Origin of the sequence: Flagellimonas crocea, assembly GCF_033441595.1 — a bacterium.
In the GTDB taxonomy this organism is placed as follows: domain Bacteria; phylum Bacteroidota; class Bacteroidia; order Flavobacteriales; family Flavobacteriaceae; genus Flagellimonas; species Flagellimonas crocea.
Genome location: NZ_JAUZVX010000004.1, coordinates 331271 through 345929, shown reverse-complemented (window position 1 = coordinate 345929; position 14659 = coordinate 331271). Strand labels below are relative to the sequence as shown.

General features: G+C 43.2%; 12 protein-coding genes. 4 read left to right on the top strand and 8 right to left on the bottom strand.

Annotated elements, in window-relative coordinates:
- Positions 1-123 precede the first annotated feature (123 nt).
- Together gyrB and SD449_RS14995 are read left to right on the top strand one after the other, a co-directional pair.
- Positions 124-2064 (top strand): DNA topoisomerase (ATP-hydrolyzing) subunit B, encoded by a 1941-nt coding sequence (gyrB, locus tag SD449_RS15000; RefSeq protein WP_318311691.1) that lies wholly within the window; start codon positions 124-126, stop codon positions 2062-2064.
- A gap of 73 nt (positions 2065-2137) precedes the next feature.
- Positions 2138-3148, top strand: coding sequence for a DUF6588 family protein (locus tag SD449_RS14995; RefSeq protein WP_318311689.1), 1011 nt, complete (start codon positions 2138-2140; stop codon positions 3146-3148).
- A gap of 74 nt (positions 3149-3222) precedes the next feature.
- Here SD449_RS14995 and SD449_RS14990 read toward each other — a convergent pair whose 3' ends face one another.
- Positions 3223-3594, bottom strand: a complete 372-nt coding sequence (locus tag SD449_RS14990) for a hypothetical protein (RefSeq protein WP_318311688.1) — start codon at positions 3592-3594, stop codon at positions 3223-3225.
- A 244-nt stretch (positions 3595-3838) separates the two neighbouring features.
- Between SD449_RS14990 and mdh the strand changes: the two genes are divergently transcribed.
- Together mdh and secDF are read left to right on the top strand one after the other, a co-directional pair.
- On the top strand, positions 3839-4765 hold the full coding sequence (mdh, locus tag SD449_RS14985) for a malate dehydrogenase (protein ID WP_318311687.1): 927 nt from the start codon (positions 3839-3841) through the stop codon (positions 4763-4765).
- A gap of 221 nt (positions 4766-4986) precedes the next feature.
- Positions 4987-7956 carry a protein translocase subunit SecDF gene (gene secDF, locus SD449_RS14980; RefSeq protein WP_318311686.1) on the top strand — a complete coding sequence of 990 codons (2970 nt, stop codon included), beginning with the start codon at positions 4987-4989 and terminating at the stop codon, positions 7954-7956.
- A 66-nt stretch (positions 7957-8022) separates the two neighbouring features.
- On the opposite strand, the gene SD449_RS14975 is transcribed toward secDF, so the two are convergent.
- The 7 genes from SD449_RS14975 to cysS all read right to left on the bottom strand — a co-directional run bounded on the left by SD449_RS14975 (position 8023) and on the right by cysS (position 14651).
- The gene (locus SD449_RS14975; RefSeq protein WP_318311684.1) at positions 8023-9492 is read right to left on the bottom strand and encodes a glycosyltransferase; all 1470 of its coding nucleotides are present in this window, start codon (positions 9490-9492) and stop codon (positions 8023-8025) included.
- 84 nt (positions 9493-9576) lie between these two features.
- Complete coding sequence (locus tag SD449_RS14970; protein ID WP_318311682.1) at positions 9577-10827, bottom strand: ATP-binding cassette domain-containing protein; 1251 nt, start codon at positions 10825-10827, stop codon at positions 9577-9579.
- A 31-nt stretch (positions 10828-10858) separates the two neighbouring features.
- Complete coding sequence (locus SD449_RS14965) at positions 10859-11383, bottom strand: GNAT family N-acetyltransferase (RefSeq protein WP_318311680.1); 525 nt, start codon at positions 11381-11383, stop codon at positions 10859-10861.
- A complete protein-coding gene (locus tag SD449_RS14960; protein WP_318311679.1) occupies positions 11384-11869 on the bottom strand; it encodes a DUF192 domain-containing protein in 486 nt (161 codons plus the stop codon). It abuts the gene before it with no gap.
- A gap of 4 nt (positions 11870-11873) precedes the next feature.
- Entirely contained in the window at positions 11874-12836 is a 963-nt protein-coding gene (gene lgt, locus SD449_RS14955; RefSeq protein ID WP_318311678.1) for a prolipoprotein diacylglyceryl transferase, read from the bottom strand.
- Positions 12837-12902: 66 nt separating this feature from the next.
- The gene (yidD, locus tag SD449_RS14950; RefSeq protein ID WP_318311677.1) at positions 12903-13124 is read right to left on the bottom strand and encodes a membrane protein insertion efficiency factor YidD; all 222 of its coding nucleotides are present in this window, start codon (positions 13122-13124) and stop codon (positions 12903-12905) included.
- 45 nt (positions 13125-13169) lie between these two features.
- Positions 13170-14651, bottom strand: a complete 1482-nt coding sequence (cysS, locus tag SD449_RS14945) for a cysteine--tRNA ligase (protein WP_318311675.1) — start codon at positions 14649-14651, stop codon at positions 13170-13172.
- Positions 14652-14659 lie beyond the last annotated feature (8 nt).

Below are 14659 nucleotides of genomic sequence, written 5' to 3'. Positions count from 1 at the left end.
AGGTCATTTTTCCACAGTTTTTGTTGATAACTTAAGACCTTCAAGAGGTGCTTTACAGCTATTTGACAGGGGTATTCATTATATTTGTAGGATTTGAAAATTTGAGGCAAATACTGAAAATATATGAGCGAAGAAGCTAATAAGAAACAATACTCGGCGGATAGTATCCAGGCCCTTGAGGGAATGGAGCACGTACGTATGAGACCTTCCATGTATATTGGGGATGTAGGGGTCAGAGGATTGCACCATTTGGTGTACGAAGTTGTGGATAACTCGATTGACGAGGCGATGGCCGGTTATTGTGATACGATCGATGTCATCATCAACGAGGATAATTCCATAACCACCCAGGACAACGGTAGGGGGATTCCAGTAGATCTTCATAAAAAAGAAGGAGTTTCGGCCCTTCAGGTGGTAATGACCAAGATTGGTGCAGGTGGTAAGTTCGACAAGGATTCCTATAAGGTTTCCGGGGGTCTTCACGGTGTGGGGGTGTCCTGTGTCAACGCGCTGTCATCAAAATTAAAAGCGACCGTTTACCGAGATGGGAAAATTTGGGAGCAAGAATATGAAAGGGGAAAAGCACTTTATCCTGTAAAAAGTGTGGGCGAAAGTTCGGAAACAGGTACCATCGTAACCTTTATTCCGGATGATACCATTTTCACCCAAACCACCGAATTCAGTTATGAGACCCTTTCCAATAGAATGCGTGAGCTTTCTTATTTGAACAAGGGAATCACAATAACCCTTACTGATAAAAGGCACAAGGATAAAGATGGTGAGTTCATTTCCGAAGTTTTTCATTCGGAAGAAGGTCTGAAAGAATTTATCAAATTCTTGGATGGAAACAGAGAGCCTTTGATTCAGAATGTAGTTTCGATGGAAGGTGAGAAAAACGGCATTCCTGTGGAAGTGGCCATGGTCTACAACACAGGATATTCCGAAAACCTTCATTCCTACGTGAACAATATCAATACGCACGAAGGGGGTACGCATCTTTCTGGTTTTAGAAGAGGTTTGACCACTACTTTGAAAAAGTATGCCGACAATTCCGGAATGTTGGACAAATTGAAGTTCGAAATTTCCGGGGATGACTTCCGTGAAGGATTGACGGCTATTGTTTCCGTGAAAGTAGCTGAACCACAGTTCGAAGGGCAGACCAAGACCAAACTGGGTAACCGTGAGGTCACCAGTGCAGTAAGTCAGGCTGTTTCCGAAATGTTGACGGATTATTTGGAGGAAAATCCAGATGATGCCAAGCAAATTGTGGAAAAAGTGAAGCTGGCCGCTCAAGCTAGACACGCCGCTGCAAAGGCGCGTGAAATGGTTCAGCGTAAAAACCCGATGAGCGTTGGCGGATTGCCCGGAAAACTTTCCGATTGCTCCGAACAAGACCCTACCAAATGCGAAGTGTTCTTGGTCGAGGGAGATTCCGCAGGTGGAACGGCAAAACAGGGAAGAGATAGGAATTTCCAGGCAATTCTTCCACTACGGGGTAAAATTCTGAACGTGGAAAAAGCCATGCAGCATAAGGTTTTTGAAAATGAGGAAATCAAGAACATTTATACGGCACTTGGGGTTACCATTGGTACGGAAGAGGACAGTAAGGCACTGAACCTTGAAAAACTGCGATACCATAAAGTAGTGATCATGTGTGATGCGGATGTTGATGGTAGCCACATTGAAACGTTGATTTTGACCTTCTTTTTCCGATACATGAGGGAACTTATAGAAGGTGGGCACGTATATATAGCAACCCCGCCATTATATTTGGTGAAAAAAGGCGCCAAAAAACGCTATGCATGGAACGATAAGGAACGAGATGCCATCAATGCGGAAATGGGCGGTGGAGCAGGTATCCAACGTTATAAGGGTCTTGGTGAGATGAATGCCGAGCAGCTTTGGGACACCACTATGAATCCAGATTTTAGAAAATTGCGTCAGGTGCAGATTGACAATGCAACGGAATCCGACCGAATATTCTCTATGTTGATGGGGGATGAAGTGCCTCCAAGACGTGAATTTATAGAGAAAAATGCGGTCTATGCGAATATAGATGCATAGATAATGGACATTTCACAACAAAAACTCGCCCCTCAAAGGCGAGTTTTTTAGTTTTGGTAAAAACTTCAACATTATGAAAAAAGTAATTTTTGCCCTAGCCTTGGTTTTTGTTTCCGCGGCGAAGGCACAAGATTTGAACGACATATTTGTTTCGGGCGTGGCGGATGCCGAAAGATTTGCCAACGCCTATCTCGCTCCGGTATCGGAAGCATCTATTTATAGTATATCCAATGGTTGGTACAACAGTGCAGATGCAAAACCTTTGGGAGGCTTTGAGATCTCCATTATAGGGAACATGACGGGTTTTAAGAACAAGGACGATAAAAAGGCATTTTTGCTAGACCCGGCAGACTATGAAAATCTTGATTTCGTGAACAATCCTGGTCAAGCTAGGCCCGTGGCCACTGGTTTGGGTGATATTGAGGGCATCGAAGTATTTGTGGAGGATGAAAGTGGGGTGTTCCGAGAGGAATTTGAACTTCCTTCCGGTCTGGCTTCCGCGAACCTTAATTTTATTCCGTCCGGATACGTACAGGCAGCTGTGGGTCTGGTCAAGGGATTGGAGGTGAAGGCACGCTTTCTGCCAAAAATCAAGTTTGATGACGACGCTAAGATCGGACTTTTTGGGGCAGGTCTGCAGTATGACTTCACAAAAATGTTGCCAGCGGACAAAGTATTGCCCGTGGCTATTTCTGCGGTGATCGGGTACACTAATTTGAACGGTGAGTACGATTTTACAGATTCTGATTTTATTAGTGGTAGTGATCAACGAATCGATGCAAACTTCAAAACCTGGAATTTTAGCGCAGTCGTTTCAACTAAGAACATTCCAGTGATCAATTTCTATGGTGGTCTCGGCTATATTACCGGTAAATCGGATATAGACGTTTTGGGTACTTATCAGGCCAATGGTCCTTTCTTTTCTGAGACGGTTGTAGATCCATTCTCTGTTTCAAAAAAGGCCAACGGGGTTTCCGCAAATCTGGGTACCAAATTAAAACTTGGTTTCTTCAGGCTCAATGCCGAATACAATTTTTCCGAATTCAGCACCTTCACCTTTGGTGTGAACTTTGGCTTCAGGTAAAAAAGCAAATTTTTATAGCAATAAAGAAGGCCCCGTTTCCGGGGCCTACTATTTTCATATATGTAGTCTTCACGCTATTCCCTGGTGGCGAAGACCGAGCCATTCTCCAGGGCTAAAACTTCAGGTTCGTTGGCTTTTATCAAACTCACGGTAATATCCGTAACATTGGGGTCACCATAAGTAATGGAGTAGGCCCCACTATCTTTGGACCATCTAAAATCAGTGTAAAAAATCAATTCGGAGTCGGAATACCTTTGGTATCTGCCCAGGTAAACATCGTTGAAAATCCATTCTTCGCGAACGGTGCCATTGCTTTTTCCTTCAGTGGTGGAAGATTCCGTTTTTGCCCAGATTCCCAAAATAGGATCATGGTTCTCTGGTACTCGGGTACAGTTGCTTATGGCAATAATGCCTATAATGGACAACAATGAAAAGAGCTTTTTCATGGGTCAGTAGGTTAAATTGATTTTGGGACTATTATAACGTCGGTTTGTAGGAATCTATTGCACAAAAAATATAAAAAGTAGGTTTTCCATTGGCTTTTTTGATGGAGGCAAAGGTTCGCAACGGTTTCATAAAATCGGTCAGTTGGTAAAATCTGAACGCATTGGGCCTCTAAAACTGGTGAAAGTCAGCTTTATTCTGAGGCAAATGCCTTATTTTTGAAGACTAAAATTTAAATCTATACAAATGAAAGTTACCGTAGTTGGAGCAGGCGCAGTTGGAGCAAGCTGTGCTGAGTACATAGCAATGAAAAATTTTGCAGCCGAAGTAGTTTTATTGGACATCAAAGAAGGATATGCCGAAGGAAAGGCCATGGATCTGATGCAAACGGCCTCTTTGAACGGATTTGATACCAAAATCACCGGAAGCACCAACGATTATAGTAAAACCGCCGGTAGTGATATCGCCGTGATCACTTCGGGAATCCCGCGTAAACCTGGTATGACACGCGAAGAACTTATAGGAATCAATGCCGGAATCGTAAAAACAGTGGCATCCAGTTTATTGGAGCACTCTCCAAATGTGACCATAATCGTGGTGAGCAACCCAATGGATACCATGACCTATTTGGTGCACAAAACAACAGGTTTGCCAAAGAACAAGATCATAGGTATGGGCGGTGCATTGGACAGCGCACGATTCAAGTATAGATTGGCCGAAGCTTTGGGCGCACCGATTTCCGATGTCGACGGTATGGTGATCGGCGGACACAGTGATACAGGAATGGTTCCGTTGATCGGTCACGCCACAAGGAATAGTGTCAAGGTTTCCGAATTTTTGCCACAGGATAAAATGGACTGGGTCGTGGAAGAGACTAAAGTAGGAGGGGCCACATTGACCAAGTTGTTGGGGACAAGCGCATGGTACGCTCCAGGAGCTGCCGTATCCGGATTGGTACAGGCCATTGCATGCGACCAAAAGAAAATGTTCCCATGCTCCACGCTATTGGAAGGAGAATATGGATTGGACGATATCTGTATTGGAGTACCCGTGATTTTGGGTAAAAACGGAATCGAGGAAATCGTGGAAATAGAATTGTCCGATGCCGAAAAAGCAAAAATGCAGGAAAGTGCGGCCGGTGTTAAAAAGACCAACGGACTTTTGGAGTTTTAAAATAAAAGATACCAATCGACTGAATTGTCATTTTGGATGCGGCACAAGGAAACGACCCTGTATTTTCGGGAGGATTTTCGGGCTTATCTGGAATGACAATTTTGTTTTAATACCGCAACCGTCAACTGGAATTGCAATTACATCAATTTCTATTGTCAAATCTTAACGGAAATGATATATTTGCACGCTGTTTAAGAAAACTTCTAAAAAATTAACAATCAATGCAGAATAAAGGACTTATAAGGCTTTTCGCAATCCTTTTTGGCTTGGTGAGCATCTATCAGTTGTCTTTTACCTTCATCACAAATAAGTTGGAGAAAGATGCTGAAGCATACGCAGTTAGCCAAATTTCGGAAGCTGAGGAAGATTATGTTGCAAAGCGTGAAGCTTTAGAGGCATCGTATTTGGATTCCATCAGTGACAACACTGTTCTGGGTTTTACGAGCTATGAAGATGCCAAGACAAAGGAACTGAACAAAGGATTGGACCTTAAGGGAGGTATCAACGTTACCTTGCAGATTTCCGTAAAGGATATTTTAAAGGGATTGGCCAACAATACAAAGAACCCTGTGTTCAACAAGGCCTTGGCCGATGCCGATGAAGCATCAAAAAATAGTGACAATACCTATTTGGAACTATTTTTCGAAGCATTTGATAATATCAAAGGAGATACCAAATTGGCATCGCCCGATATTTTTGCCAATAAGGGCCTTAGCGATGAGATCAACTTTCAAATGACCGATGATCAGGTAAAACCTGTTATCCGAAGAAAGATTGATGAATCCATCGTCTCTGCATTTGAAGTACTTCGTGAGCGTATCGATGGTTTCGGGGTTACCCAACCAAACATCCAAAGGGAAGGAAACTCCGGTAGGATCTTGGTTGAGCTTCCAGGAGCAAGGGATATTGCCCGCGCCCAGGAATTGTTGTCCAGTACGGCACAATTGGAGTTCTGGGAAACCTATCCACAGAGCAACCAAAGTATTGGGAACTTCTTAGTGAACGCGAACGAACGTCTAAAAGAAATATTGAAGCCCGAGGCGAAGCAGGAGGACGAAGTGGCAAAACCGGAATCGGAGATAGACTCTTTGCTATCTGATGTCGCTCAGGATTCTTTGGATATGACCAATGATGTCAATCCGATTTTGGGAAAACTCATTCCCGCCAACCCAGGTTCCCATGCCATAGCCCGTGCCATGGTTTCCGATACTGCCGAAATAGGGGAGTATTTAAGGATGCCTGAAATTAGAAGATTATTGCCCAATGATATTCAGTTCACCAAATTTTTGTGGGAACGCCCATCCATGGATGCCGAGGTCGTTGACCTGTACGCATTAAAATCCAACAGAGAAGGTACCCCAAGAATCAGTGGTGATGTGGTTTCAGATGCACAGGATACTTTTGATCAGTTCAATAAGCCTGCGGTGAGCATGACGATGAACACCCGTGGTGCGAAGGAATGGGAAGAGTTGACAGGCGACGCCTATAACAATCAAACAGGAATTGCCATTGTGCTTGACAATAAAGTGTACACGGCACCTGGTGTTTCTTCTGGACCAATATCCGGTGGACGTTCAGAAATTACAGGTACCTTCACGGTAAACGAAACAAAGGATATCGCCAACGTATTGCGTGCAGGTAAACTTCCTGCTTCTGCAGATATCATCCAATCGGAAGTCGTTGGACCATCCTTGGGACAAGAAGCTATCGACAGTGGATTTATGTCCTTTGTCATCGCTATGATCTTTGTGCTGGTATGGATGATTTTCTACTATGGTAGAGCAGGAGTATTTGCAGATATCGCATTGGTATTCAACATTCTATTGATTTTTGGAGTATTGACCAGTCTTGGAGCTGTTTTGACATTGCCAGGTATCGCAGGTATTGTATTGACCATTGGTATGTCGGTGGATGCCAACGTACTTATCTTTGAAAGGGTAAAAGAGGAACTGGCCCGTGGTAAAGGAAAGGCACAAGCCATTGCCGATGGTTTTGGAAATGCCTTGTCTTCTATTTTGGATGCCAACATTACTACTGGATTAACGGCAATTATCCTTTTCATCTTTGGGTCAGGACCTATCAAAGGTTTTGCCACTACATTGATGATAGGTATTGTTACCTCCCTGTTCACGGCCATATTTGTGACTAGATTGATGATTGAGGCCTACACCAGTAAAAAAGGTAGACGATTAGATTTCAGTACAGGGATTACCAAGAACCTTTTTACCAAGATGAGCATCGATTTCTTGTCCAAGCGTAAGATTGCTTACATTGTTTCTGGAATCTTGGTGGCAGTAAGTGTATTCTCGTTATTTACTAAAGGGCTAAACCAAGGGGTTGATTTTATCGGTGGACGTTCTTATCAAATCCGTTTTGAAAAAGCGGTAAGTCCTTCGGAAATTGCTTCTGAACTAAATACGGTATTTGGTAGTGGAACCATGGTGAAGACTTTTGGTGATGCGAACCAAATAAAGGTGACAACTCCATATAAAGTGGACCAAGAAGGGGTTGAAGTGGATAACGAGATCCAGAATAAGCTATATACCACTTTACAAAAATACTTGCCGGATGGAACTTCTTTTGAAGATTTCACCATTGGTGCCTCCGAAAAATCGATAGGTATCCTACAATCTGTAAAAGTAGGACCCACGATTGCCGATGACATCAAGAAAAATGCCTTTTTGGCCATTATTGGTTCCTTGGCGGTAGTTTTCCTATACATTCTATTGCGATTTAGAAAATGGCAATTCTCATTGGGTGCCGTAGTTGCGGTATTCCACGATGTAATGATCGTGTTGGGTATTTTCTCGCTAACGGGAAGTATTATGCCCTTTAACATGGAAATAGACCAAGCTTTTATTGCTGCCATTCTTACCGTAATCGGTTATTCCCTGAACGATACGGTGGTAGTATTCGACCGTATCCGTGAGATTACGGTCCTAAAAGGATTCAATGATGGGGTAAACATCAATGATGCATTGAACAGCACTTTGAGTAGAACGTTGAACACCTCGCTTACCACGTTGATCGTGTTGTTGGCCATCTTTATTTTTGGAGGGGAAAGCCTAAGAGGATTTATGTTCGCGATGATCGTTGGTGTGATCGTTGGTACTTACTCTTCCGTATTTATCGCAACACCTGTGATGTTCGACTCATTAAAGAAGAAAATTGCTGCTGCTACAGGAGCATAGTTTTTCGTTTTTTTACATTACACTTTATAATAAAGGCCCTCAATTTGAGGGCCTTTGTTTATTTATTTATGCTTGTACCCTATTGTTCGATAAGACTTCCAGCCAAGACAATAATTGACTGAACAGTGTGAAGTTCTGGATGACCCGTAATTGACCATTAAAACCCCATTTGTCACGTTCTTTGGGATGGTTGAGCATATAGGCCAATGTTTTTGCCAGACTATCGATGTCCGTGGGGTCTGGATTTATTTGCCCAGTTTTGTTATGAATCACCTGATATTTTAAACCTGCGGCATTGGAGACCAAAACCGGTTTTCTTTTCCACATGGCCTCGGTGGCGGTTAGGCCAAAACCTTCCTGTATGGAATTCTGTACAATAATACTGGATGAACGTTGGAGGGCATTTACAATCAAGGCGTTTTCCTTGGGGTTGTCCAAGGGCAGCAATAGTATCGCAATATCGTTTTGCATGCTTTTGTCAATTTTCTTGTAGGTTTCCGTGAGTTCTTTCAGCACCTCTTTGCCTTCGGGATCATCCGATACAAATGCGGGGTCTGGACCGCCCATCACTAAAAGTGTCATTTCAATGCGTTTGTATTCCAAGCTTTTTGGGTCTCCATGTTTTCGGTTGTCCAGCTTCATTTTGATGAAGGCCTCCATCAATTCTTTAAAACCCTTCAACCTGTCCCAACGGGAGATTTCAGTAACTATGGGCCTATAAATTAAATCCAGATTTTGACCTGCCTCCAATTCATCAAAAGAACCATCGGGCATTACCTTTCGTACGAGATGCTTGTACCGATGGTACAAAATGGCCTTGTGGTCGTCCAAAATCCCGGACTGATATAGAATACCGATGCATTTGTGCAATTGTAGTTCCCTGTTTTTATGGCTCAGTGGATCAATGGCCGGGGGAATAATGGAAGCTTTCTTTTGTAAAGGCTTGGGCACATAGGCGGGAAGACTAAAAACAAAATGGTCGTAATCGTTTGTGTACGGTTCCAAAAATTTCCAAACGGCGTCCGTGACCTCCGTATCTTCCGCCAGACCGATATGACATCGCCAAAGTATGGAAACGTTCTTTTCTTTTTTGATCATTGCCGCCAAGGGCATAGGCTGCGGGTCATGTACCACAACAATGTCACCATCGTTTATAAGCTCTAGGGCCTTTGGGAGATTGTTCCGGTTCACGGTTTCATAAATGGTCCTGTCCTTTACTGTGAAAATACCGATTCCGCTCCCATGAATGGCATTATGGATGCGTTTGGTCAAATCGAAGAAAGCGTCTTCTTTGGCCTCGATTACCAGCCATTGGATGGAAACGCCCAGTTCGCGCAATATCCTCATCTGGCTCGGCAGCATTTCTGCGACGCCTCCGCCTATTGCTGTGGAATTGATCATCCAAATAGTTCGCCCTTTTAAGGATTCGATAGGGTCTTTGGATTGTTCCAGAAAATCTAGAACGGACGTATAAAGAGAACCGTACGCCTTGTAGTCCACAATCTTGGCGCCTGGCTTCACATTGATTTTTTGCATGTAATGGAAGAGTTTTAGAAACTGAATTCCCTATAAGATAGCAAAAAAAACCATGGATTGTATAACTGTTTGAATATGAAGGAACTATGCTTTTAGAGCTTTACCTATGGAACCTTTTTCTGATGGATGCAGCTCAAAAATCTGTTCAGGGTCCAAGTGGGGCTCTTTTCGATGGGACACAAAAATGATGGCAGAATCACTTTCCTTCGCGATTTTGTTCACCAAAGCGACAAATAGAGTGGCGCTGGAATCGTCCAAACCCGCTGTGGGCTCGTCCAGAATAAGTAAAGGAGGATGTTTTACCATGGCCCGGGCCATCATTACGAGCCGCTTATCTCCTGGGGAGAGTTCCCTAAAGTGATCACTTTTTCGATCGTTCAAATCTAGGAGGCGCAACCACTGTTTGGCCACTTGCCGTTCACTGTCCGTTGGTTGCACATACAGGCCAATGGAATCGTGGAGTCCGGATATGATCATATTTTCCAGGCTGTGATATCCCCGAAATTTATGTGTAATGGCTGGGGTGTAGTAACCAATTTTTTGTTTAAGGTCCCAAACACTTTCACCGCTTCCTTTTTTATGGCCAAAAATGGTCAAATCTTGACCGTATCCTTTATGGTTGTCGCCCGTAATCATGGAAAGTAGGGTGGATTTTCCACTTCCATTGGGTCCTATCAGTTGCCAAAACTCCCCTTTTTTGATGGTCCAATCAATTTGGTGCAATACTTTTCGACCATCAAAACTTACGGATACCTTCTTAAAGCGGACCAATTCATTTAGGTCAACATCAACAGGGGATAGGGGTGGGGGTATGGTCCCGTTAAAACCGATGGATTCGGTTTTGTTTTCTTTCCAAAAGGTATCTGGAGATCCGTAAGGATGCAAGTTATCTCCGTCCAGTTTAAAAAAGAGGGTCGTGTTGGGTAAAATATCATCTAACCTGCTTACCACCTGTACCAAAATTTTGTGGGAAGCAATATCAGAAAGCTGCTCTTTGAGTTTGGTCTGGGTGGCAACATCCAAATTGTCAAAAGGATTTACTAAGACCATAAAATCGGGATTCTGTTGCAGTATATGGCTGAGCAATGCTTTTTTTTGCTCTCCGCTGCTCATGGTTTTTAAAGCTTGATCGTTGCCCTTTGTCAAAACTTTGATATCATGGCGTTCTTCTTCGTCCATGTACCGATTGATCTCCGAACGTGAAAAAAGAAGGCCGTTCAAGGGCTGTAGCTCTTGCAGTCCCTCAACAATTTTGTTCCGAAGCAATTGTTGCACCAATCGGTCCGTATTGGAATTGTTCTGCGTGAGGATAGCGTAGCTTTTGGATAGCTTCATCAGGTGTTAAAGTATGGCTTTAAAATTACGATTATCCTCGGTTTACCCGAAAAATATGGACAGGATTGTTCTTGTAGGCAGTGGTTTTGTCCAAATGCATGCCATTTTTTTGAGCCACTTTTTGGGAAGGTACATTATCCACATGTATGATGGAGATCAAGGTATCTGCAAAGTTATTTTCAAATGCAAATTCCTTGCATTCTTGTGCTGCTTCAAACGCATAGCCCTGCAACCAAAATTTTGGAAGTATGGAATAGCCGATTTCCAGTTCCTGTATGTCATCAACTGTTTGAACCAAGAGTCCACAAATTCCGACCAATGCCCCGGTTTCTTTTGAAATAAGGGCGTTCATTCCGCCCAAGTCGTTTTCATATCGCTCAAAAACTCTATCAAATTGGGTTCGGCAAGCTTCAATGGGGTCTGTGGGAAGACCTTCCCAATATTGGGTGGATTTTGGATTGTGATAAAAGGGCAACCAATCCTCAAAGTCCGATGCTTCGAGTTTGCGAAAGATCAGTCGCTCTGTGGCCTGATTTTCTAGAAGATATTTGGACATTTAATTGCGGTAGAATGAGATGCTATCCCCTACTTGTAGCCCCAACTGGTCCGAAAGCCCTGCATTGATTTCCAGAACATATTTGGCCGGAGCGTTGGAAGGTAGGCTCGTTTCGTTGAACGGCTCTGCATTTTTTTGAAAGCTCACAATCTTCATTCCGGAATTTATGTAGATAATATCCAAAGGCATTTCCGTGTTCTTCATATAGAAGTATTGTAAGGACTCCGAGGGCTGAATGAACAGCATTCCTCGATTTTGCTTCATGGATTTTCGGTACATAAGCCCAGTTTGGGTCTCGTACTCCGTTTCTGCGATCTCTATATCGAAATTGGCCTTGATGGAATCTGTTTCCGTTGATAGTACGTCAAGTTCTCCTTCTTTGGTAAAGGAAACGGAATCGGTCTTGATAGCCTGCTTTGAGTCGGTCTTACAAGAAGCCAATACCAGTAAAAGTACAAATAGGACTATTTTTTTAAGGTAGGTCATGCTTTTATATTTCTACCGGTGCCGGTCTGATCATAAAATAAAACCCGATCAATATCATCGGAAGACTGAGCCATTGTCCTGTGGAAAGCATTCCCAAGGTATCTTCAAATCCGCCCTGACTCTTTTTATAGAACTCCGCAAAAAAGCGCACAACGAACAAAAGAATCATAAACAAACCGAAAAGAAAACCAGGTTTCTCCTTCCAATCTGTTTTCCAATACATAAGATAGAGCACTATGAAAACAAAAATATAGGAAACGGCTTCATACAGTTGCGCTGGATGACGGTGAGGGATGGCCCTTAAAACCTCGGAAAATTCCGGATTGTGCTGTATGGCTTTATAGGCTGCGTTCGGGGTTGACTCCTTGGTGATAGCCATGGCCTTGTAAGCGGGCATATCGTCCGAATCACGAATAAAACGTGTGGCCAAGAAATAGGATTCTTCCACTTTTTTACCATTGATCTCGGAGTTGAAAAAGTTGCCGAATCGTACAAATGCCGCTCCGATAGCCGATGGGATCACCAATCTATCCAGCAACCAAAGCATTTTAATGTCTTTCCATTTTAGCGTGTACAGCCAGATTCCGATAATGGCCGCGATAGTTGCACCGTGACTGGCCAGTCCTGTGAATCCTGTGAATTCATACCCGTTGATGATACCGAAAAGCGAACTGTTGGCATTTTCATGTATGGGCAACAGGATTTCTGCCAAATGGTCTTTGTAGTAGTCCCAATCATAAAAGAACACATGACCCAAACGCGCTCCCAACATGATGGAAACCACCGTGTAGATGAACAGGGAATCCAGCTTTTCCATGGATTTCTTTTCGCTCAGGAATATTTTTTTCATGATGAACCAACCTAGAACAAAGGCAGCGATCCACAACAAATTGTAGTATTTTATTTGTATGAAACCCAATTTAAAAAGGGTTCCTTCGGGGTTCCAGTCAAATCCGAGAAAATACATTTATCAAAATTTTGGACTAATATAACTACTTTGAACGGTTGTGCGGTGTTAATTAAAGTTCAATTTTCAAGGAACGGGATCATAACCGCTTCCGCCCCAGGGATTACAACTGGCGATACGCTTCATGGAAAGCCAGCCCCCTTTAAAAAGTCCGTGTTTTTTTAAAGCTTCCAAGGTATATTGTGAGCAAGTAGGGGAATAGCGACATGTGGAGGGGAGCATGGGCGAGATAAAAAGTTGGTAAAACCGTACCAACATTACAAATGGCGCTATTAAAATTTTTTTCATAGTAGAAAAACTTAGCTCGGACAACAAAAATGGTGGTAAACCTATTTAGTTTACGCTGAAAGTGGTCCCGTCCTTACCATCTTTTATTTGAATGCCCAATTCAACTAATTGGTCCCTGATTTTATCTGAAGTGGTAAAATCTTTTTTGGCACGCGCCTCGTTTCTAATGTCGATCAACAGTTCCATCACGCCATTGAGGGTATTGGAATCATCTTTGCCTATGGATTGATTTTCAATACCAAGTACATCGTAAACAAAGGCTTTGAACGAACTTGCCAGAAAATCTTTGTCCTCTTCGGAAATACTTTCCTTGTCTTCCTTGATTAAGTTGATGTGCTTTACGGCCTCGAACAACTGCGCGATTAAAATCGGGGTGTTGAAGTCGTCGTTCATGGCATCGTAGCATTTCTGCTTCCAAGCGGCCACATCAAAATCCGACTTTTCACCGGTTTTTAATTTATCGATGCTATCCAGGGCATCCATCAAACGGCCATATCCTTTTTCAGATGCTTGCAAAGCTTCGTCACTAAGGTCCAAAATACTGGTGTAGTGTGCCTGCATCATAAAAAAGCGAACTACAGCTGGCGAGTAGGGCTTGCTCAAAATATTGTTGTTCCCACTAAAAATCTCTGAGGGATAAATATTGTTGTCCGTGGATTTGGACATTTTTTTACCGTTCAGGGTCAACATATTGGCATGCATCCAGTAGTTTACGGGAGATTTTCCTGTACTGGCCTCTGCTTGTGCAATCTCGCACTCATGATGGGGGAATTTAAGGTCCATTCCTCCGCCGTGAATATCAAAGGTTTCGCCTAAATATTTGGTGCTCATCGCGGTACACTCCAAGTGCCATCCTGGGAAACCATCGCCCCAAGGAGATGGCCAGCGCATAATGTGCTGGGGTTCCGCTTTTTTCCAAAGGGCAAAATCCTGCGGATTTCTTTTTTCGTCCTGTGCGGTAAGCTCGCGGGTATTGGTGATCATATCCTCCAACTTTCTTCCGCTCAATTTACCGTAGTCATGGTCTTCATTGAATTTGACCACATCAAAATAAACGGAACCGTTAGCTTCGTAGGCCAATCCTTTTTCAAGGATTTCTTTGATGATCTCTATCTGCTCAATGATGTGACCTGTGGCCGTAGGTTCAATACTCGGGGGCAGTAAATTTAATTGTTGTATAGTGTTGTGGAAGTCCACCGTGTAGCGTTGCACTACCTCCATGGGTTCGATCTGCTCTAATTTGGCCTTCTTTGCAATTTTGTCCTCACCTTCATCCGCATCGTTTTCCAAGTGGCCAGCGTCCGTAATATTGCGGACATAGCGCACCTTGTACCCCAAGTGTTTGAAGTACCGAAAAATCATATCAAAAGACATGAATGTGCGGCAGTTGCCCAAATGCACATTACTGTAAACTGTTGGACCACAAACATACATGCCCACATGGCCTTCGTTTATAGGTTCGAATACGTCTTTCTTTCCAGTAAGTGAATTATGGATTCTTAAGGTTTGGTCTTTGTACAATTGCATTTAAATGG